The sequence below is a fragment of the Ruegeria sp. CDSC079 genome, from assembly GCF_059610505.1.
Genome location: NZ_JBXWNT010000007.1, coordinates 118,072 through 136,990 on the forward strand (window position 1 = coordinate 118,072; position 18,919 = coordinate 136,990).

The window sequence follows — 18,919 nt, forward strand, 5'->3', positions numbered from 1 at the left end:
GTTTGGGCTCAGAGCGGACCTCGGAGGCAGCGCGGCATCATCCTCAGTTGAGCCGCAGATATAGGATAAGTCTGTCCGGGGAAGGGGGAACTGCGCTCAAACTCCGATTTGCGCAACAAAGCCCATCTACCTGATCAAAAAGGTGGCGAGCAGCGAAAGTCCAATCCGAATATTCAGTCTGCGGTGACGATACCCTGGCGAAAGTCGTCGAAGATGGCGTTCACCACGATATGGATTTTTGGGCGAGCTATCTTGTCTGGATGGAGACCGCCGTTGGTTACGAAGCAACCAACGGCAGATATCTAAAGCAGGCGGGTCGCCATACCACCGTCAACGGCGACCGGAGAACCCGTCACGAAGCTTGCCCGATCTGACAGCAGGAACAATGCAGATTGGGCAATCTCCTTTGGCTCCGCCATGCGTTTCAGGGGATGCAAGTTGGCAATAATGTCGTGCGTCGCAGGATCATCGCCAGCCATGTCAGTTTTAGTACCACCCGGCAAAATGGTGTTGATACGGACCCTCTTGGCCGCATGATCAGATGCCAAAGACTGTACGAGCCCAATCAGTCCAGCCTTTGATGCGGCATAAGCCCCCATGCCGGGCATTCCCCCATTGCTGACACCAACAAAAGTTCCGGTGAATACAATAGACCCGCCACCGCGTTCCTCCATTGCCGGAATCTGCGCTTTGGCCGCAAAAAATGCACTGTTGAGGTTTGTAGCAAGAACCGACTGCCAGTTGCCGGACTCCATTTCGGGAATTGGACCCATCTCGCCCATAATGCCCGCATTGTTAAATGCGCCATCAAGGCTGCCAAACTGCCGTTTCGCCAGATCAACAAGATCCCTGGAATATGTTTCGTCCGTCACGTCGCCCGCAAGGTAAACGGCGCGCCCGTTGCTTTGGGTAATCTGCCCGACGAGTGTGTTTAGCTGAGCTTCCCGACGGGCACCTAACACAACATTCGCCCCTTCCGCGGCAAACAGAAGCGCTGCTGCAGCACCAATTCCGCTGCTCGCGCCGGTAATGATGATGGTTTTGTCTTTAAGTTCCATGGTCATGCCTTTTTGAAATTACATGCCAATCACCTAAGGAATGATGCGAGTGAATCGCGACCCGGTTCTTGCGGGTGTTGAGCTACTTGAGGTGAAAGCGCAAGAAACGGATCAATTGGTTGACCTCAAACGGGAGCCGCCGTTCATTCGCGGTAGCGAAATCACTTTATTGGGATCAGTACCAACGCTGTTGCAAGTGCAATATCTAACGATTGAGCCTACGAGAACGGCCCAAAGCTGCCATTCATCGGGTCAGGCCACGCCGCAACGCAGCTTCATCAAACCGGCCATTCGCTGCGCGGGCGAGATCCGTGCGTTGTGATAGGTAAGCACCGCGGACGAAGGGGGCTTTCGCATTATCTCGGACAACGACGCCAGGCAGCCCTAAAAACAATCAAGGGATCTATCACGACCGGCCGCCAGAGCGGCGGCGACCTTGACCGACGCCTTCCGGCACAGCCGCGCGCCAAGCTGAGGTGCCCTTGCAGCGGGAACAGATGCGCTCGCCAAAACCTTCACTCCAGAAAGAGGATTTGCAGCGCAAGCAGAACCGTTCCTTGGGCGCATCTGCAAGCGCACGCTTTGGCGGTTCCGAGACGATGAATTCCTTCTTCTTTTGCATCAGTTCCTCGCGTATCGTTGATTCAGGCATTCGCTTCTTCAACCTCATTCGGGCATTGGCGAAGTGGACTGTTGGCATGGCATCCCTTCATTTTCGGCGTTCTGAATTTCAGAGCTGTCCTGCGAAAAAACTTGCGGGGTATCGTCTTTGGAACTTTGGTCAACGAGATCGATATTCTCCCGTGTTGTCCGCGATCCCGAGTAAAGATGGCGCAATTGGGCCTCGGATACCCCGTCGGCCTGCATCACAAGCTGCACCATTGGGTCTGCCAGCATTTCTTCCAGAAAAACATCAGACAGCTCTCTTCCTGAAAGCTTGTCCTTCGCGCGGGCATTGTCGAGATCAATCAATGAAACGGTTAGGCTCCGGGTTAATCCCGGATGGGAAAAGCGTGGATGCAGGTGGACAACAACCGAAGCCTTCCAAGCTTCCGGGTCTTGGTGATCCGGAGGCGAGGCGAGTTCGGTCTCGATTTCATACTCGCCGGCGGGGAGCGTTTCTGCGAAACCGGGCACTGTGAATGGCCCGTCGAAAACTGCGATGGTCTTGCTGAATTGGTCATCCATTGCGGTGGTCCTTTCGATTAAGGGCCAGGTAGGGCTCGTCAGCCCGCTCCGGCGCGACTCTCGGGATTTTTCGAGATTGGCTGAACCGGCCTTTGCCGCCCTGATTGTCGGTTTCCTTATTCGACGGTTCAGCAGGACGGCAGACCTAATAGCCAGGTCATTGAAAGACTTGATCCCAATCGATTTCGGATTTTCCACTGAGACCTCGGTGCGTCGGTCAGACCCGAAAATTCGCACGTAGCCTATCAGTATATGGGGTTTGAAGTGCCGATTTACTACGGCGCGTTGCCAAGCAAATCAGCACACGAGGCTCGGTATCGGACCAAGGAGCGCTATTTGAGAAGTTACAACAACTTCAAATTTAGGCAGGCTTCGCTATCCCCGTTAGTTTTGGCAAGTTTTCCTTGCATAATCGAATTCTCGCGACATCCGGCGCGTTTGTTTCCCCAATAAGAGCGCTGTAGTTCATGCCTATTTTCATTTCGGACCTGACGGGCCCGGTTGGTTTGGCTGAGCCGGTGTGATCGCTTGTTGCGCTGCGATAGATTGTACCTGAGGGAAAATTCAGACTGCTTGCATCGGTATCCCGCTTTCTAACATCAAGGGTCGAGCAGGTTCCATGGTCACTTTCCAGTTGCAATCTAAGCATCCCACTGACCGTAGCAAACCAGTGTAAATTGATGAGGGCGGCATTAACGCAATCATACTAAGATGCATCAAGGTTCAGTCCTTCAATGCACGCTTTGGCGAGATCGCGGTTCGGGGAATCGGAACCAGGCATGGTCGCCCAACCCGCATCCATCACGGCGTCGCGTCGCTTGTACGACGTGGCAGCCTGGATCGTCGCGAGCTTTGCTAAACGCTGATTATCCGTGCGGGACATGTCGTGGCAAATTGGCACGAGCGCCGCGATCACCTGGTCCCGCGCCATTTCGCTTGCCAACTTGTTCGCGCTTCCGCCGGTCATCCAGCCGCCCCAAGAGAATCCAACGACGCCGACAAACACCGCGCCGAGCAGTGCGCCATACATACCGGGTTTCAGCCATTCAGGATTGGTCATATCAAGTCCTCCAGCGGAGAAAGCGCCGCTTCGCTATGTTGAATTGTTTCACAACGGGCCTAGTCGCAGGCAATGGCGTGCTCCAGATCCTTTTGTGTTGTCATGTGCATCGTTGTTTGACCGACATGACTCCCTCGACCCCTGACCATTAAGTAGGTCGCAGTGCGTCGGTAAGCCTCAAAGCTGAGGCCCTGCAGCAACTCCTCCTCGAAGAGAATTTCATACGCGCCAGCCGGAAACACGATGTCGCTGTTTCCCAACCTGAAGGCATTGGTGAACGTCACCTTTGACCTGATCGAACGCGTGAGCATCCCATACCTCCGTTGAATTGATCGCTGGATTTCCGGTACCGACCATGGTCGGCCGCATCAGTCCAGATGCCCCGTCAAGTCACAGCACTTAGGGCTATATTATTCCCAACCCATGGGCTTTATGCTGATCGAAGTTAGCACCCATCAGGTTCTTTACTGTCAGGATGTGAGCAACAGCCTCACCCCCAACAACCGGGGCTTGAAGGTGGCGCATTCAGGTAGATGCAAGTCTGTGCGCCTTGCAGCAATCAAGCAATATTGAATGCGGTATCCAACGCGTTGGTCGGTATCTTTGTCCCAACGATTTTTGTCGAGCGCCGCTCCCCTAGTCCGAAAGGAAAAATCATGTCTGTATCAGATGTTCTTCGCCCGGATGGCTCCGACTACGACCCTTTCCTGCTTGCAGAAGTGGGTGAAGACAAAACCGGTGCAACAGTCACGGTTTTGTCAGCCCTTGCGCGTCTCGGGCTCGAGCCTTGGACCGAGGCTCGTGAGCTTGCACTTCTGGGCCGCGATGCAGCGCATGCCCGGCTGAAAGCACATCTTTCAACAGTCAGGGATGTACCCACGCTTGATCATGCGAGCGGCAGTGTGGCGACAAAGTTGGTGGCCTTGTTACCTAAGCGCGTGTCGCATCGCGTTTCGAAATTGCCTGAGACAATAAAATATACCGGCCCCCGGATCCCGATCTATTGGATGCTGATTTCACTCATGGGCGCTCTGATACTTGCGCGGATCTTTTATCTGGCTCAAGCGGGCTAACCTGCGTCAGTACGAAGGCGCTCCGAAACCCGTTAGGTAACATGTGTCCGCTGTGTATTTGGTTGGCATTTTTTTTGAGTATCTGAGGGGCGCGGGGAACATGGAGTTCCCCAAAAGAGCTGTATGAGTCTCGTGCTTCTTGTTCTCGGACCGTCCAGGAAAGGACATTCCAATGAATGATGAAGACCAGAGTCAGGAAAACCACACCGTCAAACACATGGCCTCCGTCAAGGCCGCCTGGGACCAAGCGCCTGAAGGCCCCAAAAAGGCGACGGCATTGAAACACTATCAGGCCGCTGAAAGCGCCCATGAAGCCGAAAATGACGAAGAGGCTCACAAGAAACTCAAGGAAGCCAGTCGGGCGCTGATGTAACGTCACCCGTTGGAGATGTAAGCAGGATCGTCCAAAACCAGATTGTGGGACCCAATCAGGCCAGAAGTGGCCGCTTCTGATCCAGATACGCTGGATCGAAATCCGCCAGTTTAACCAGACCCTCATAGTTATTGAACGTCACAAACCCATCCCGAAATGTAACCAACTCGTCCTCCCTGAGTTTGCGCAGGACGCGGTTGACGTGAATGGCGCTCAATCCCAGTGCATCGGCAAGATGGTACTGTGTGAGCGGGCAGGCATAACCTTTCTTGCTGCCCATCCCTACAAGCGACAGCCTGACTCCTAGTTCCAGTAGGAAATGTGCCATGCGCGCATCCGCATCACGCCGTCCAAGCCCGACAAGATGTTCGACAACCATCGCTTCGTCGCGTGACACGGCCCATAAAATTGCAGTGGCCAGCCGAGGTGTCTCTGCGAAGGTTTGCAAAAGATCACTCACCAGAACCTCGGCGGCTTCGATATCAACAATCGGCTCAATGCCATGGTCTGACGTGTGCAACAAAACGCTGCGCAGCCCAAGGAAATCCCCTGGAATCTGGAAATCGACGATTTGGCGTGATCCGTCAGGCTGAATCTTATATGAAACAACCCAGCCAGCGGCGAGGATATAGGCAGCCTGTTCCGATTGTCCCTGATGAACAAGATCTCGGCCAGCCTCAAAGGTTCTCCTCCGCTGGTGCAATTGTTCCAAAACGGCCAGTTCCGCCTCTGCCAAGGCAACAAATGCCGAGAGTTTCTGTGTTAGCGGGCTGGTGTTGGTGTTCATCGTTGGATTTCCCCGAGCCTGCAAAGACTCTACGAAGAATTTGGTATTGAGGCTACTTTCGATCAGTCCAAAATACCAAAACTCATGTGACAATAGAAAAACCATCACCACCTCGCCTGGTCACGAATCCAATGACTTTAAAAGGAATGACCCCAATGTCAGACCACCAAGATCCCGCAGGCATGGCTGCACTCTCGATCTGCGAGGCTCTTCTACTTGCCTTGAACGATCTCAATCTTCTTCAGGAACGTGAGATCGTCGGGGTTTTGCGCGATGCTGCCGTGACCCACGAGTGTGCCAATGGTTCGGAATTAGAGCTAGAAACCCATTCGGCAGTCGCCAAATTGATCAACGAGATTATTATCAGCGGTAACTTTTCGCGCCGATCTTAGATCACGCGGCCGGGCACTTGGACGTCCTGTTGTTCGTGTTTCTACCGACGATGCTCCTCGCTGCAATTGCCGGCATGTGGTTCTTTTACATGCAGCACCAGTTCGAAAAAACCAGTTGGCAGTGGGAGCATGATTGGAACGTTCAGAATGCGGCGCTTGAAGGTAGTTCAAACTAAGCACTGCCCGGAATGCTGAGCTAGATCACCGGGAAAGTCTGAGTTCACCATGTTCATAATCTGGCCAGCCGTATCCCGTTCTATCGTCTTCTCGAGGTCCTTCGAGGTCATGACGTCCTTGCCAACACCCGGCGCAACACTCTCCGCGATAGCTTGCGCTTCACAAGCCTCGCGCTCTGGAAGGAATCCTAACGCATCGTTATAGTGAGTTATGAATCAATCCGGGTATAGATCAGAAACTTCGGAAACCAAATTGCGAAGCATGCCAAAGCGGCGCTCCAATGGCCTTCGGACACCATGGGCCGGAGTTGCGGCTATTGCCCATGTCTCCATCCCTTCCTGACGACGGGAATCCTGCACGCACCGCCTTGGTTGCAATCTTCGTCTTGCGACAATGGAAATTACTTTTTCTTACTCCCTATCTTGACCGGCTTCTGACCCTTTGAGAAATCGGCCGTCGCCACGATTTTTTCCTTTGCTTTCTTTGGTTTTTTAACTTCGCGGTTGCCGCGCCTCTTGTCACCTTTTGACATCTGAGTTCCTTTCAGGTTGGATTCTCTCAATACGTTTGCATGTCACAGACCAACCGACTGCATTGTGGTGGTCCCGTAGTTGGGTCAAAAGACCTGCGTCACGCCCTCAAGAATCCCAAATCTGACGCAGTTCCAGACCTGTAGGGTTTTTGTGCGACCATCGCCTCGGTTGTGATCAGAAGGCTTGCAATCGACGCCGCATCTTCCAGAGCAACCCGGACAACTTTGGTGGGGTCAATGATCCCCGCTTTCAACATGTCGACATAAGTTTCCGTTTGAGCGTCGAACCCGAAGGATGGGTTTTCGCTTTCGATGATCTTTGCCGCGACGACCGATCCGTCCACGCCGGCATTTTCGACAATCTGGCGCAGCGGTGCCTGGATTGATCGCCGGACGATCCTGATGCCGGCATCCTGGTCGGAGTTGGCACCTTTAAGGGTCGCAAGCGCTTTGTCTGAATGGAGCAGCGCAACACCACCGCCTGGAACAACACCTTCCTGAACCGCTGCGCGAGTGGCGTTCAACGCGTCGTCAACCCGGTCTTTGCGTTCCGTAACCTCAATCTCCGTGGCCCCTCCGACCCGGATGATGGCGACCCCGCCTGCCAGTTTAGCAAGACGATTCTGCAGCTTTTCCCGTTCGTAGTCGGACGTCGTATCTTCGATTTGGGAGCGAATCCGGGCGACCCGTGAAGAGATTGCTGATTTGTCGCCCGCGCCATCAATGACGGTCGTATCGTCCTTGGAGATGACGACTTTTTTTGCGGCACCGAGCATGCCCAGCGTGACGGTTTCAAGCTTGGTCCCCAAATCGGTCGAGATCACTTGGCCACCCGTCAGGATCGCGAGATCCTCCAGCATCTCCCTGCGGCTATCCCCAAACCCAGGCGCCTTCACGGCGGCTACTTTCAATCCGCCTCGAAGCTTGTTGACCACAAGCATGGCCAGCGCATCGCCCTCCACGTCCTCGGCAAGAACCAGAAGCTGCTTTTCGGCTTCCATGACTGCTTCGAGCAACGGCACCATGTCGGCAAGAGACGACAACTTGCTCTCGTGGAACAGGATAACGCAGTCTTCCAGCTCTACGCTCATCTTGACCACATTTGTTATGAAATATGGGCTAAGGTAACCGCGATCGAAATTCATACCTTCGACCACTTCGGTTTCGGTCTCCAATCCCTTGCTCTCTTCAACCGTGATTACGCCTTCAGTGCCGACCGCAGCCATCGCATGGGCGATCTGACGGCCAATCGCTACATCTCCGTTGGCGGAGATAGCCCCTACCTTCGCAATTTCAGCACTGTCGCCAACCGGTCGGGACAGGTCCTTGATCTTTGCAACGACGACCCGGACGGCTTGTTCAATACCTCGCTTCAGATCCATCGGATTCATGCCAGCGGAAACGGCCTTCATCCCTTCCTTGACGATCGCCTGAGCCAGAACGGTAGCAGTGGTTGTGCCATCGCCCGCCTCTTCGTTGGTGCGGGACGCGACTTCCTTCACCATCTGGGCTCCCATGTTTTCAAAGTGATCCGGAAGCTCGAATTCTTTGGCAACTGTAACGCCGTCCTTGGTGATACGCGGGGCACCGTAGGATCTGTCCAAAATGACGTTACGACCTTTGGGACCAAGAGTGATCCTGACAGTGTTCGCCAGCATGTTGATCCCTGTTAGGATTCGGTTGCGCGCATCAGCACTGAATTTGACGTCTTTGGCGGACATGTCGGGAACTCCCTGAGACAAGGATTGGATGATGGTCTGCAGCGTCGGAAAAGACCGACTGGTCCATGGTCTTTTCGTCTTCGTCGAAAAGGCGACGTCGAGTGAATGGCCTCGAAGCACTCCTTTTTAAGGTTTGCCGAGCAGAACAGCACTGGACGGAGGCGTGCTGATCGAGTGAGTTTCATTCGGGCGGGAGCAGTGGCGGTTTCTTTTTCGGGTCCACTTCAAAGGTCGGGAGCCAAACCACTACCGCGCGGTGTCACAAACATCGAACCGTGTTTTTGGTGACTATGATCGCGCTAATCAAGTCAGCAACGGCCTGATGGCATTTTGTTTCCAATCCTATTGTTGGAGCGTTTTCGTGAGCCGTCGCCGCGGCGCGTAATACCCTCGCGACATGGCGTTCCGGAAGCAATTTTTTGATTATTCAAGGAGAGCGACGGTGCCTCGCTGGTCGAGAGTGCCGCCATTCCTGCAAACTCTGTTGGGTCAGACATCATGGGCGGTTCCTGTTGCGTGAATTCATCAGGATCAGAATTGGGCCCGATGAATTCAAACATCGTTGCAGAATTTTCTGCATGTTGGACTAATTGAAAGCAGCTTCGCGGCGAATTTTCTTATGAAATTTTCGTCGCACTTAGAGTACTCAATAAAAACAAGCGAAAACAGGCCTCTCATTCGAAAACTATCTGCAATCGTCGCTCTTTCGGGTGCTGAACGGTTGTTTGCAAACTTTTAAAACGGCCAGAGTTAGCGACATGCTGGACACATTTGTCCAGCGATCACAGCAAACAACCGAAAGCCCGAAGTTGTAGCGCTAGAGAACTGCTTCATTCAGATCATATGGACGACTTCGATGCCATCCGGCTTAGCGGGTGCGGATGCGAAGGATCCGAACACACACATGCGCGGAACACGCAGATATGTTTAGTCCATGCGGCAGGAATTCAGCGCAGGGCGCCTTTTCGATTATGCTCGCGCGGCGATCATCGGCGAATATTTGGGAACCTATCTATTCAATGTGCCATAATCTACGCGCATGACCGTCCGCTCTGCGGACTAAGCGAACAAAACATGCTCCTTCAACTTGTGCGATTGCCTTGGAGTGTAGTCTATTCGTGGAAACATTGGAGGACGTCACATTGTGGGTGTCATTGCTTGACCGCCTTTTGACCAAGATCATCCAGGAAGGTGAGCTTGCGGTGACTTGGCCGGATGGGCGTTGCAGCACCTATGGCCGCGGAAAAGGGCCCAGCTCAGCCATAACCCTCCACGACAAAGCGCTTCCGCGCAAATTGGTAATGAACGGCGATCTCGCATTGGGCGAAGCCTATATGGATGAGACTCTAACAATTTCGCAAAACGATTTACGCGGCTTTGTTTCGCTAATTGTGCGCAATGCGAACAACTATGGTGGGGGGCGTTACGGCACGTCGGTCACAGGGCTGCGCAAGTCACTTAGACGTATCGCACAGTATAATCCCGTTCATGTCGCGCGCAGAAATGTCGAACATCATTATGACCTTTCCGCTGATCTCTATGAACTTTTTCTTGACCAGGACCTTCAATATACTTGCGCCTTTTTCTCAGACCCGGGGCAAAGAATTGAAGAGGCCCAGGAAGCAAAGAAGGCGCACATAGCCAAGAAGCTCTTAATCGAACCAGGAATGACAGTGATGGATATCGGCTGTGGTTGGGGCGGCATGTCAATTACCTTGGCGCGAAACTATGGAGCGAAGGTGGTTGGCGTGACCTTGTCCAAAGTGCAGTTGGAATATGCAAAAAGCAGAGCCGAAGCGGCAGGTGTCGGGAATATGGTCGAATTCCGCCTGATCGACTATCGGGACGTCAACGAAGAATTTGACCGTATCGTTGTGGTCGGAATGATGGAGCATGTTGGTCGGCCCCAATATCCAACTTTCTTTCGCAAGCTGCGTGAGAATCTGAAACCGGATGGCGTCGCATTGGTGCATACAATCGGTCGATCCACCCCACCCGGTCGAACGTCACCATGGATTCACAAATACATTTTTCCCGGCGGATATGCACCATCAATGTCCGAAGCCATGAAGGAGATTGAAAAGCAGGACTTGGTGACCACAGATGTTGAAGTCTGGCGCGGCCACTACGCGCGAACGCTTCAATGTTGGCAGGAAAAGTTCGAGGCCAATCTGAAATCGATCCGAGACCTCTACGATGATCGGTTTCTGCGAATGTGGCGATACTATCTGATCGTATCCGAGATGGCCTTTTCGGAACAGGGCTTGGTTGTATTTCAGTTTCAGTTAAGCCGAGGTCAGATGGTTGTGCCTGTAACCAGGGATTATCTGTGCAAAACGTCTAATCACTCGGGTTGACGGTCGTGGGAGTCAGCTGTTCAAAGATACGGCGAAGGAGCCGGTGCGGGCATCGAGAACAATAGAACTTAACGTGAAAACATCGAGAAAAAAGGGTTCCGCTTTGGGCTTAGATCGGTCATCGACAGGCAGTACAACTTCACCTTTCTCAGACAAAACCTGACTGTCGCGCACCGGCCCTGAGCCGACCTTGAACATGGTCCATCGATGCTGCACCGGCAGCCCGCATTGCCGACTTTCGCTGCAACCGCAAATTCTGGTGGGGTCGAACTCGCAGTCTGCGGGACAGAGGCGCCGTTTGATGCTCAGACTTGCCTGTCGGCGTTACCCTGCTTTGCAGCCTTTCGCCTTGGGCTTCATCGCAATGCTCCAATGCGTCAAACGCCCTGAGATGTCTTCAGTGCGTGTTTCGAGCCTGGAAAACCCGATTTGGGACAGCATCATTTCAACCTCACAGACTTGCGGGAAACGGTAGACGGTGTTTGGGTACTCGCTCACCGCCCGGCTGTCTTCCGTCGATCGGTAACACAGAACGAACCGCCCGCCTGCTCGTAGCACACGGAACGCTTCGGCAAGGTGCGCTGCTGGGTCCGACCAGAAGTAAATCGTATGCACGGAAAGGGCTTTGCTAAAATGCTGGTCTGGAAATGGCAGTGCGACCGTGTCCGCACATCGCAACGTCAAGCGCATGTCCCGGACCGCTTCCAGGTTCCTGGTGCGCGCGCGGCTTAACATGGTTTCGGAAAAGTCCACGCCGGCACTTCCTGAAAGTTGCACTATCAAATCCGCTTCGAACAGCGTTTCGCCATGACCGCAGCCGATATCGATCAGGCCGTCACCGACCACAAGATCAAGGAGGCGCAGGGCATGTAGGTTTTCGGGACGCGTTTCTCTGGCCATGATGCGGGCGACGATTGCACCGAGCAGGCCCGTGGGACGGCGGCTCTGGCGGGCGATGAATTCGGGCTTCTTCATGTCAATCACTCCAAAATTGGGTCTCACCGGGCGATTTCCTTGATGCGCCGAGGTTCGCGAGCTGGCCGCCGCAGGTCATGTCTGGCAACCCTGCGGAAGGTTTCGTGATAGTCAGGATACTCGGTGCCCATCAGCCGGTCCCACCAGGTGAAATAGAGGCCGAGGTTGTACCCGGCATGGGCATGGTGCAGATCGTGATGTGTCACCGTCGTCATCCAGTCAAAAAGCGGTTTGCCGTCGCGATCGGCCGGAAAGAATTCGTAGCCGGAATGCCCGACCGCGTTTCTGAGCATCATGTGCATGACGAAAACAAGAATTGCCGCCGGATGCGCCGGCAGGATCAGCAGGATCAGCGGCAGGTAGACCGCATTGGCAACCGCCTCGCCCAGGTCGAAACTGTAGGACGTGAAGGGGGTCGGGTTGTGCGACCGGTGATGCAGGCGGTGAAAGCGCCGGAACAATGGCGGATAATGCAACAACCGGTGGGACCAGTAAAACCAAGTGTCGTGGACAACGATCAGAATCGCAATGCTGAAGATCAGGTAGATCCAACCGTAATCGGCGGCATCGGTATAGATCGGGATGATCCCCATCTCCGCGCCAAGGACGATCAGCGTGCCATTCAGCGCAAAGACAAGCACGGTGCGCAGGCTCGCCAGGATTTCGCGACGGATCTGCCCTTGCGGCGGGTCGTCGGCCCGGATTTTCCGCGCGCGGAGACGAACGGCCAACAGTAAGTTCACGATCAGATAGACACCGCCTGCACCGACCGCGTATCGCAGAAAATCCGCGACAAGAACGCCTGAGAATATCTCAGCGAGATGGCTGGTAAAACATTGTTCGGTCATCATGGTCTCCTGGTTGCGAGTGTTCCTGACCACATGAGGCGAAGGCGCATTGCGCGGCGCGCCGGATTTGAAATGTGCCGCGGGATTTGAGGAATCGGCGCCGCTTTTCCGGAATCGGCGCATCTGCCCTGGTTGACCGTTGCTTTGGTTTGGGCTTCGCTCTGTCCATGGAAGACTTGGCTGTCAGAATGGATCTCTTGTTGCGGGGCGGCGCGGTAACCGCATTAGCCGCATGCGCGCTGATCTTTCTGGCCGACCGCGCGCCGGGTGCGCGCGGCTTGTCAGTGCCGAGCCTGTGCATTGGTCTTTGCGCCTATTTGCTCGTGTCGTCGCCGAATCTGGGGCTTGCCGGAACCTGGGCCGAAGCCGGTCTCGTCCTCCTTGCCGGCATGGTTCCGGTTTTTGCCATATGGGCCGGAGCCGAAACCTTTCTCGACCACCCGGTCTACCGGCCCCTGCATGGAGTCTTGGCGGGCCTCGTTATCGCGGCGGCTTGGCTGGCTCCGTACTTGCCGGTCTTGACGACCCTCCGCGGCATCCTTGTCGTGTTGCTCTATGCCGGGTTGCTCTATATCGTCTTGTCCTCCGCCTCGGGCGATCTGGTCGAAACACGCCGCCGCTTCCGCAGGGGGTTCGTGGCGCTCATGGCCTTGACCGGTCTGGGGATCTCGGTGGTGGAATTGCTGAAGCTCGATGCCGATCTGCCGCGTTTTATCTATCCACTTCATGCTGCGGGCTTTTTGTTCCTGACGCTGCTCTTTCTGATTTGGGGCGCGCGGGTAGCGCCCGATCTCTGGCCCACAGGGGAAAAATCTCGACCGCGCTCCGAACCGGCTCTGTCAGACGCCGATGCTGCCGTGCTGCTCCGGGTCGAGGCGGCGATGGCTGAAGGCATCTGGCGCAAGGAAGGGCTGACGATTGCGCAACTCGCCGATGCCGTGGATGCGCCTGATCACAGGGTTCGCCGCGCGATCAATACCGGGCTCAGGTATCGCAACTTTGCCCAATTCATCAATGAACGCCGGATCGCGGCGGCCTGCGAAGTGCTATCCGATCCCACGCAAGCCGACACACCGGTCTTGTCCATCGCTTACGACGTCGGGTTCGCCTCCCTCGGACCTTTCAACCGTGCGTTTCGAGAAAGGCACCGACAATCCCCTTCCGAATATCGAAACGCACGCGTTGCATCGAACAGATAGCGCGGATGGCCCTTGATCACGCTCGACCACCGCAATTGCCATATTGCACCCGGAGAGCCTGCATGAACTAGAAAACCGAACCGCAACCCTGCCGAACTCGCACACCTTCTTCAGGATCGCTGCATCCAAAGCTCAGGGCTCACAGCCGACCTCGGAGGCAGCGCAGCATCCCAACCAAAGCGACCCTGAACCCACGCTGCACACGGCCCAGAGCCGACATTGGCCGGTGCTCAAAGGTGCTGCAACGCGCACGTCATAGCGGTCGTTGATGCATCGTGCAGCATTTTACGAAGATGAACGGTGAAAGCGCGGACAATCGGTGAATTCTCTGCGCGCGCTAACGACTACTCTGGTGAATCTTCGGCACGTAAACGAGTGAATTTTGGCGATATTTTTCGAATGGATGAATTCGCCACGCCAACTACTGAAGGTAGTCGATTGCCAGAGCGATGCCTAAATGTTTCAGAGCGATCGCAATGGTGTGGACGCAGGTGGCGGCGCCCACACCGAGCAAGACTTTTTTATTAGCGAGGGATCGGTTTTGTCTGGAATGTGTATTTACAGTTAACAAAAAATACTTGCCCCATATCGCCATAGCCACCTCCACTCTCAACATGAAGAATTGCTTTTCCGGATACGGTTAGGTCTGCGACTATGTCCATGCCTGGAACCGCAAACGGTATTGTACCGTCCTTCTCTCCTTGATAGCAAAGCGGCCTATGTCCACCCCGATTGTTTGTGTTTACGACAGCGCCAGCTGATATTGAGTCTCGGACTATGTAATGTCCAGCAGGAGCGCTAAATCCTACATAGCCGTGAAATGTGCATCCTTTGTCGTTAGTTTTCCGGCATTCACCCCGGATTGTGACCTCTGCTGCCGACAAATATGAACTTGTGGTCAGCAAGGCGAAAAACCCAATAACCACTCGTTTCATAGTCAAGCTTTTCGACAATCCCAGCTCTCTAAATTTGTTTTTTTTACGTAACATCAGTTTTCCTCTAAATTTGAAAGGCATGCAGGTGACATGCCGACCACACCATTTTGCCAAACTGGTCGCGTTCCGGCATGATCCGAATGGATCATGCAATGAAAGTCTGAGGCCTCAGCTAGTGAAGGAGCAGGATGCTAAAGTCTGAAGGATACGCAGCACTAACGGATATTTACGATGCGGCTGTCAATCTGGGGCGTTGGCGTCGCGCGCTTGATGCAGTGGCGGTCGCTGTCGATGCGAAGGCTATCGCACTCCTTATCCGGAGGCCCGATCCTGCATCCAATGATTTGCAGATGCTCAACTCAACTTACTTAAAGTTTATTCGTAGTCCTTGGGGAATTTACTATGGGCTGAGGCTTAGCCGCCTCCAGGACCCAGATTGGGAATTTCTTAGTCATCAACCTGCACACCAACCTACATGTGACACCGAAATTGGGCCAGCGGCGACTGAATTGGACAAGCGAGCGGACTACGCATTTCTGCGCAAGAAACTGAACGTTGGAAGAAGGTTGGGCGTAAGACTTAATTCCGACAAGGTGTGGTTTGACGCCATGAGTATTGCTTTCGAGGCAAATGCCAAAAACGTGCCGATGGGAGCTATAGAGGGTACTCGGTTCTTGCTACCGCATTTAACCAAGGCGGTCGAAATTGGACGCACATTCGCTCAACTTAAGTCACGTTACTCTGCGGTCCTGACCGCGCTTGATCGGGTAAGAGTGGGACTTGCCATCGCATTACCTTCAGGAGACATCATCGTCGAGAACGATGAGGCAAGGCGAATTTTGTCGCTCCAAGATGGTTTAACAAAGTCGAGAGATGGCCGCCTACGATGTCATGAACCGGATCAGGGCACGGAACTCAGCAGCGCGATTTCAGAGGCAGCCAGTACCGCTCGTGGCCAGAGCAATTCAGACGAGTGGCTGATCGCTTTGAAGCGCCCGTCTGGCCAAGAAGCACTATTAGTTGATGTAGCGCCACTGAAAGATAGCAAAGCAGAACTTGATGGCCCGCTAGAGGGCGCTTTGATCACAATCATTGATCCCGAGCGTGTTCCATACATCAAGATGGATCGCTTTGTTGCCTTGTATAATTACACACCTGCGGAAGCAGAGGTGTGTCGAATGATCTTACGAGGCAAGTCGCTGACCGAAATTGCCGAGACACGTAGCACGTCTCCGGTAACAGCAAAAAACCAGATTGCTTCGATACTCAGCAAGACCGGCGTCGGCCGTCGAAGCGAATTAATCCGGTTGGTAATCCGAGTACTTCCACCAGTCGAATGACGATCCTCACCCGACATTCCTACCCCTGAAAAACGGCCCGCTTCAATTCCGCAGGCCGGGTATCCTTAGACAGTGTTAAGTTATTTTTCATCGAGGATCAAAGCTGGGACTTGATTGCAGTAAGAAAAGCAGCAACCCTAGATCAGCACTTAAAAATTTTTGTTAAGTCGGAAATCTTCGTTATGAAATTGATTATCTTCTGCTCAGCTCTCTTTCTTCTTTCACATGGCGCCTCGGCACAAATTAGCACACAATTCACAATTCCGTTTGAAATCGAGGGCACCAAAATCGACCTACCCGCCGGTGCCCAAATTGGGTCAGAAACGGTCACTTCTTACGATGTTACCCTGAGAATCACGCTTGAAAACCTTGTGAGACAGCTTGAGGTGCTTGCAACTCAGGAATTGCAGGGAGACGCGCGGTTTCGTGGTCTGGAATTGCGCCCATGTTGCGGCAATGGCCTCTCGGTCAAAGTACTACTACGGCTTTCTTGCATGGGCTCCAACGCAAGTGTTCGAGCGTTACTTATTCCAACAGTTCTCCCGCGATCTGTCGAAATTGCCACGGAGGGGGTCGAGGTCAATGTTTCGAATGACTTTTGCCGTCTAGCTGGCGATGCGGCAGGTGTAACTGCAGCTTTGCGACAAGACATACATTCTGCATTGGGTGATGCCTTGTCGGAGCCACTATTACTCGATGATCTTCCCGCACCCTATACCGAGTTGCCATTCAGTCTAACAGGTGCCAGTTTTGATGGGGCGGATATAGGGCTTATTCTGATCGTGCAAGGTCGCCTCGGCCCACCGGAAGAAGATTGAAATGCCGCTTACCACGCTTCGCAAAATTTGGCTCGCTGTCTCGATCGCGTCATTTCTTTTTAACTTGGACATCATGGTGGCGACCCAGGGATGGCCAAAATTTCTTTCCATCGACAATCTGATTGAAATTGGACTACCGGACGACGTGTCAGAACCATTAGCGGCCTATTGGGGCATTATCTTTCTTTCTTTTCTGCTGATTGTTGCCTTCTGGCTGATCCTAATTCACGCTAAAGAGGCTAGGGAGCAAGCGGAAGCACGCTGGCCTGGGCGCTTGATGGATATCGAACCCAACAGCCCATTGGGCCGTGTAGTCACGCTGACAACTGGTTTTATCTTTGGTGTGTTTCCACTTTATACGCTCGGACATGCATGGCGCGTGTTCCACGACCAAGTGGTATTATGCCACAACGTTGGCGGATCATGGATTGAAGTCGCCCGAGGTTGGTTCGCACCTTGGCACTTTCCCAAAGGATTCACATTGGAGCGTCTTTTTGCGGGTGATGTATTGCGAATTGCCGGTGGATGTACTGCCGAAGATATTGCTCTGTCGGCCACGGCGCTTCCCGTTGTTGCACCGGTCGCTTTTTTGGCGAGCCTATTGTTGCTTACCTATCTAGTGGGGCATGCCTTATTTGTCATCTTCCGGCGTTAGCGCTTGTGCTCATTACACTTCTTTCGAGAGCAAACAATAATTTGATTGCTGGGAACGGCCCGAAGGAGACATTCATCGTAAGTGCCGCCGCCGCAATGCGGCTTCACCAGACCGGCCATTCGCTGCAGTTGCAGAATCTAATTGTAGACGAACCTGACATTCAACGAATTTGTGTGGTCGATTTCCAAATAAGCGTGTCAGCTAAGAAAGCATCATCCGCGACAGGCGTCCAGAAAGAGGGAAGAAGCAGGCCTGCAATGAGTGGTAAATGTCGGGCTTCCCATCAAAGATGGATGTCACGACGTTCCCATTCTCATCTACCGCTGGAAACCAACCGCCATGCTTATGATCCACAAACGTATCACTCGCATAGGTCCAGAGCTTCCTGTACCAAATCTCGTCTTCCGGCATTTTGTCCATTGTAATCAGCGCGGCGACTGCTCCAATTGCTTCGGTGATCGGCCACCAAAACCGGGAGCCGTTGGCAGCCTGGCCATCAAAGCCCAGCGTGTAGGCCAATCCGCCACCGGGTAACCAGGCATCATTCAATGCCTGTTCAATCAACCGGCGCGCTGAATCGGGCGCATTGGATTCCGGCCGACCCGACAAGTCCCAATGCTGAAGCTGAAGCCGGCCGAGTTCAAACGAATGACCAGGAGTCGTTCCGGCAGGCCTGAACATCGGGTTACCCGCATAGTCATGATCAATCTGCCATTCAGACGTGTAATGCTCAGGCAACCGCCAGTTTTCCCCAGCTGCGATCTTGTTGATGAAGAAGTCCAGAATGCGACCGGCGCGGGAGAGGTATATTTCATCACCCGTCGCCTCATACGCCGCAAGCAATGCTTCAACACCATGCATATTTGCGTTCATTCCACGATAGGTTGAAAAAGGTGTCCAATCCCTATTCCATTCGTCGCAGAACAATCCCGCGTCTTCATCCCAGAAATGCTGATCCAAGACCCCTCGGGCATCCGCCATCAGGCGGTCTGCATCCGAGTGACCCGCCAGTTTCGCGCTTGCAGAGGCAAGAAGAACAAAGACATGTCCGTAGGCGAGCTTGCGATCATCCTTGATCTGATCACCCTCCAGCGCCCAGAGATACCCGCCATGGTCCCGATCTTTGTGGTGGCTTTCGAGATATGCCATGCCGTGATCAATAATCCGCTCAGCGCCCCGAAAACCTGCAAGATGCCCCAAAGCATATGAGTGGATCAGACGCGTTGTCGTGTGCAGCTCTTGAGGCTCACCAGGCAATGGGCTGCCATCATGACCAAGTATGAAGTACCCAGGCTCTTTTCGGCAACTCGCGCTGAAGAACTCAAGCTGCCGCATAGCCTCATCCATCAACCATTTGCGGTGATTGGTGGTCTCAAGCCAAAACCCCGGTTCGGCTTGTGTACCAGGAGGCAAAGGTTGGTCTTTGCTCAT

22 protein-coding genes are annotated in these 18,919 nt (G+C 53.8%); 10 read left to right on the forward strand and 12 right to left on the reverse strand.

The annotated features are described in order from the left end of the window. Positions 1 to 302 precede the first annotated feature (302 nt). Positions 303 to 1,058: an SDR family oxidoreductase gene (locus AC2FIC_RS14800; protein ID WP_496692133.1), complete on the reverse strand. Its 756-nt coding sequence runs from the start codon at positions 1,056 to 1,058 to the stop codon at positions 303 to 305. Positions 1,059 to 1,098: 40 nt separating this feature from the next. Here AC2FIC_RS14800 and AC2FIC_RS14805 point away from each other — a divergent pair, with 40 nt between their 5' ends. Beyond that, positions 1,099 to 1,380, forward strand: a complete 282-nt coding sequence (locus tag AC2FIC_RS14805) for a hypothetical protein (RefSeq protein ID WP_496692132.1) — start codon at positions 1,099 to 1,101, stop codon at positions 1,378 to 1,380. Positions 1,381 to 1,464: 84 nt separating this feature from the next. Here AC2FIC_RS14805 and AC2FIC_RS14810 read toward each other — a convergent pair whose 3' ends face one another. The 4 genes from AC2FIC_RS14810 to AC2FIC_RS14825 form a co-directional block, all read right to left on the reverse strand. After that, the gene (locus AC2FIC_RS14810; RefSeq protein WP_496690100.1) at positions 1,465 to 1,710 is read right to left on the reverse strand and encodes a hypothetical protein; all 246 of its coding nucleotides are present in this window, start codon (positions 1,708 to 1,710) and stop codon (positions 1,465 to 1,467) included. 14 nt (positions 1,711 to 1,724) lie between these two features. After that, positions 1,725 to 2,444, reverse strand: a complete 720-nt coding sequence (locus AC2FIC_RS14815; RefSeq protein ID WP_496692131.1) for a hypothetical protein — start codon at positions 2,442 to 2,444, stop codon at positions 1,725 to 1,727. Positions 2,445 to 2,952: 508 nt separating this feature from the next. Beyond that, positions 2,953 to 3,306, reverse strand: a complete 354-nt coding sequence (locus tag AC2FIC_RS14820; protein ID WP_176865328.1) for a hypothetical protein — start codon at positions 3,304 to 3,306, stop codon at positions 2,953 to 2,955. Between the two features lie 59 nt (positions 3,307 to 3,365). Then, complete coding sequence (locus AC2FIC_RS14825) at positions 3,366 to 3,617, reverse strand: hypothetical protein (protein ID WP_496690098.1); 252 nt, start codon at positions 3,615 to 3,617, stop codon at positions 3,366 to 3,368. A 345-nt stretch (positions 3,618 to 3,962) separates the two neighbouring features. On the opposite strand from AC2FIC_RS14825, the gene AC2FIC_RS14830 reads away from it, so the two are divergent. Continuing rightward, the gene (locus AC2FIC_RS14830) at positions 3,963 to 4,379 is read left to right on the forward strand and encodes a hypothetical protein (protein WP_496690097.1); all 417 of its coding nucleotides are present in this window, start codon (positions 3,963 to 3,965) and stop codon (positions 4,377 to 4,379) included. Between the two features lie 172 nt (positions 4,380 to 4,551). Beyond that, positions 4,552 to 4,752, forward strand: a complete 201-nt coding sequence (locus AC2FIC_RS14835; protein ID WP_496690096.1) for a hypothetical protein — start codon at positions 4,552 to 4,554, stop codon at positions 4,750 to 4,752. Positions 4,753 to 4,807: 55 nt separating this feature from the next. Here AC2FIC_RS14835 and AC2FIC_RS14840 read toward each other — a convergent pair whose 3' ends face one another. Further along, positions 4,808 to 5,539, reverse strand: coding sequence for a Crp/Fnr family transcriptional regulator (locus AC2FIC_RS14840; RefSeq protein WP_496690095.1), 732 nt, complete (start codon positions 5,537 to 5,539; stop codon positions 4,808 to 4,810). 155 nt (positions 5,540 to 5,694) lie between these two features. Here AC2FIC_RS14840 and AC2FIC_RS14845 point away from each other — a divergent pair, with 155 nt between their 5' ends. Both AC2FIC_RS14845 and AC2FIC_RS14850 read left to right on the forward strand, forming a co-directional pair. After that, positions 5,695 to 5,931 (forward strand): hypothetical protein, encoded by a 237-nt coding sequence (locus tag AC2FIC_RS14845; protein ID WP_496690094.1) that lies wholly within the window; start codon positions 5,695 to 5,697, stop codon positions 5,929 to 5,931. 50 nt (positions 5,932 to 5,981) lie between these two features. Next, on the forward strand, positions 5,982 to 6,107 hold the full coding sequence (locus AC2FIC_RS14850; protein WP_496870187.1) for a hypothetical protein: 126 nt from the start codon (positions 5,982 to 5,984) through the stop codon (positions 6,105 to 6,107). Between the two features lie 401 nt (positions 6,108 to 6,508). Here the strand turns inward: AC2FIC_RS14850 and AC2FIC_RS14855 are convergent, their stop codons facing one another. The 3 genes from AC2FIC_RS14855 to AC2FIC_RS14865 all read right to left on the reverse strand — a co-directional run bounded on the left by AC2FIC_RS14855 (position 6,509) and on the right by AC2FIC_RS14865 (position 8,921). Beyond that, positions 6,509 to 6,640 carry a hypothetical protein gene (locus AC2FIC_RS14855; RefSeq protein WP_268952749.1) on the reverse strand — a complete coding sequence of 44 codons (132 nt, stop codon included), beginning with the start codon at positions 6,638 to 6,640 and terminating at the stop codon, positions 6,509 to 6,511. Positions 6,641 to 6,738: 98 nt separating this feature from the next. Further along, positions 6,739 to 8,361, reverse strand: coding sequence for a chaperonin GroEL (gene groL, locus AC2FIC_RS14860; RefSeq protein ID WP_496692130.1), 1,623 nt, complete (start codon positions 8,359 to 8,361; stop codon positions 6,739 to 6,741). Positions 8,362 to 8,669: 308 nt separating this feature from the next. Further along, positions 8,670 to 8,921 carry a hypothetical protein gene (locus AC2FIC_RS14865; protein ID WP_496690092.1) on the reverse strand — a complete coding sequence of 84 codons (252 nt, stop codon included), beginning with the start codon at positions 8,919 to 8,921 and terminating at the stop codon, positions 8,670 to 8,672. 558 nt (positions 8,922 to 9,479) lie between these two features. Here AC2FIC_RS14865 and AC2FIC_RS14870 point away from each other — a divergent pair. Next, positions 9,480 to 10,718, forward strand: a complete 1,239-nt coding sequence (locus tag AC2FIC_RS14870; protein WP_496692129.1) for a class I SAM-dependent methyltransferase — start codon at positions 9,480 to 9,482, stop codon at positions 10,716 to 10,718. Between the two features lie 324 nt (positions 10,719 to 11,042). Here the strand turns inward: AC2FIC_RS14870 and AC2FIC_RS14875 are convergent, their stop codons facing one another. Together AC2FIC_RS14875 and AC2FIC_RS14880 are read right to left on the reverse strand one after the other, a co-directional pair. Next, positions 11,043 to 11,693: a class I SAM-dependent methyltransferase gene (locus AC2FIC_RS14875; RefSeq protein WP_496692128.1), complete on the reverse strand. Its 651-nt coding sequence runs from the start codon at positions 11,691 to 11,693 to the stop codon at positions 11,043 to 11,045. A 23-nt stretch (positions 11,694 to 11,716) separates the two neighbouring features. Beyond that, positions 11,717 to 12,541 carry a sterol desaturase family protein gene (locus AC2FIC_RS14880; RefSeq protein WP_496692127.1) on the reverse strand — a complete coding sequence of 275 codons (825 nt, stop codon included), beginning with the start codon at positions 12,539 to 12,541 and terminating at the stop codon, positions 11,717 to 11,719. Positions 12,542 to 12,708: 167 nt separating this feature from the next. On the opposite strand from AC2FIC_RS14880, the gene AC2FIC_RS14885 reads away from it, so the two are divergent. The 4 genes from AC2FIC_RS14885 to AC2FIC_RS14900 all read left to right on the forward strand — a co-directional run bounded on the left by AC2FIC_RS14885 (position 12,709) and on the right by AC2FIC_RS14900 (position 17,488). Further along, positions 12,709 to 13,740, forward strand: a complete 1,032-nt coding sequence (locus AC2FIC_RS14885) for a helix-turn-helix transcriptional regulator (protein ID WP_496692126.1) — start codon at positions 12,709 to 12,711, stop codon at positions 13,738 to 13,740. Between the two features lie 1,123 nt (positions 13,741 to 14,863). After that, complete coding sequence (locus tag AC2FIC_RS14890; RefSeq protein ID WP_496692125.1) at positions 14,864 to 16,015, forward strand: helix-turn-helix transcriptional regulator; 1,152 nt, start codon at positions 14,864 to 14,866, stop codon at positions 16,013 to 16,015. A gap of 110 nt (positions 16,016 to 16,125) precedes the next feature. Beyond that, positions 16,126 to 16,833, forward strand: coding sequence for a hypothetical protein (locus AC2FIC_RS14895; protein ID WP_496870188.1), 708 nt, complete (start codon positions 16,126 to 16,128; stop codon positions 16,831 to 16,833). A 1-nt stretch (position 16,834) separates the two neighbouring features. Continuing rightward, entirely contained in the window at positions 16,835 to 17,488 is a 654-nt protein-coding gene (locus AC2FIC_RS14900; protein WP_496692123.1) for a hypothetical protein, read from the forward strand. Between the two features lie 201 nt (positions 17,489 to 17,689). On the opposite strand, the gene AC2FIC_RS14905 is transcribed toward AC2FIC_RS14900, so the two are convergent. Next, a complete protein-coding gene (locus AC2FIC_RS14905) occupies positions 17,690 to 18,919 on the reverse strand; it encodes an AGE family epimerase/isomerase (protein ID WP_496692122.1) in 1,230 nt (409 codons plus the stop codon).

Bases quoted from the DNA above. Each gene is read 5' to 3' on its own strand.
- AC2FIC_RS14800 (WP_496692133.1), bottom strand. From the start codon at position 1,058: ATGGAACTTAAAGACAAAACCATCATCATTACCGGCGCGAGCAGCGGA.
- AC2FIC_RS14805 (WP_496692132.1), top strand. From the start codon at position 1,099: ATGATGCGAGTGAATCGCGACCCGGTTCTTGCGGGTGTTGAGCTACTT.
- AC2FIC_RS14810 (WP_496690100.1), bottom strand. From the start codon at position 1,710: ATGCCTGAATCAACGATACGCGAGGAACTGATGCAAAAGAAGAAGGAA.
- AC2FIC_RS14820 (WP_176865328.1), bottom strand. From the start codon at position 3,306: ATGACCAATCCTGAATGGCTGAAACCCGGTATGTATGGCGCACTGCTC.
- AC2FIC_RS14825 (WP_496690098.1), bottom strand. From the start codon at position 3,617: ATGCTCACGCGTTCGATCAGGTCAAAGGTGACGTTCACCAATGCCTTC.
- AC2FIC_RS14830 (WP_496690097.1), top strand. From the start codon at position 3,963: ATGTCTGTATCAGATGTTCTTCGCCCGGATGGCTCCGACTACGACCCT.
- AC2FIC_RS14835 (WP_496690096.1), top strand. From the start codon at position 4,552: ATGAATGATGAAGACCAGAGTCAGGAAAACCACACCGTCAAACACATG.
- AC2FIC_RS14840 (WP_496690095.1), bottom strand. From the start codon at position 5,539: ATGAACACCAACACCAGCCCGCTAACACAGAAACTCTCGGCATTTGTT.
- AC2FIC_RS14845 (WP_496690094.1), top strand. From the start codon at position 5,695: ATGTCAGACCACCAAGATCCCGCAGGCATGGCTGCACTCTCGATCTGC.
- AC2FIC_RS14850 (WP_496870187.1), top strand. From the start codon at position 5,982: ATGCTCCTCGCTGCAATTGCCGGCATGTGGTTCTTTTACATGCAGCAC.
- AC2FIC_RS14855 (WP_268952749.1), bottom strand. From the start codon at position 6,640: ATGTCAAAAGGTGACAAGAGGCGCGGCAACCGCGAAGTTAAAAAACCA.
- groL (WP_496692130.1), bottom strand. From the start codon at position 8,361: ATGTCCGCCAAAGACGTCAAATTCAGTGCTGATGCGCGCAACCGAATC.
- AC2FIC_RS14865 (WP_496690092.1), bottom strand. From the start codon at position 8,921: ATGTTTGAATTCATCGGGCCCAATTCTGATCCTGATGAATTCACGCAA.
- AC2FIC_RS14875 (WP_496692128.1), bottom strand. From the start codon at position 11,693: ATGAAGAAGCCCGAATTCATCGCCCGCCAGAGCCGCCGTCCCACGGGC.
- AC2FIC_RS14880 (WP_496692127.1), bottom strand. From the start codon at position 12,541: ATGACCGAACAATGTTTTACCAGCCATCTCGCTGAGATATTCTCAGGC.
- AC2FIC_RS14885 (WP_496692126.1), top strand. From the start codon at position 12,709: ATGGAAGACTTGGCTGTCAGAATGGATCTCTTGTTGCGGGGCGGCGCG.
- AC2FIC_RS14890 (WP_496692125.1), top strand. From the start codon at position 14,864: ATGCTAAAGTCTGAAGGATACGCAGCACTAACGGATATTTACGATGCG.
- AC2FIC_RS14900 (WP_496692123.1), top strand. From the start codon at position 16,835: ATGCCGCTTACCACGCTTCGCAAAATTTGGCTCGCTGTCTCGATCGCG.
- AC2FIC_RS14905 (WP_496692122.1), bottom strand. From the start codon at position 18,919: ATGAGCAAAGACCAACCTTTGCCTCCTGGTACACAAGCCGAACCGGGG.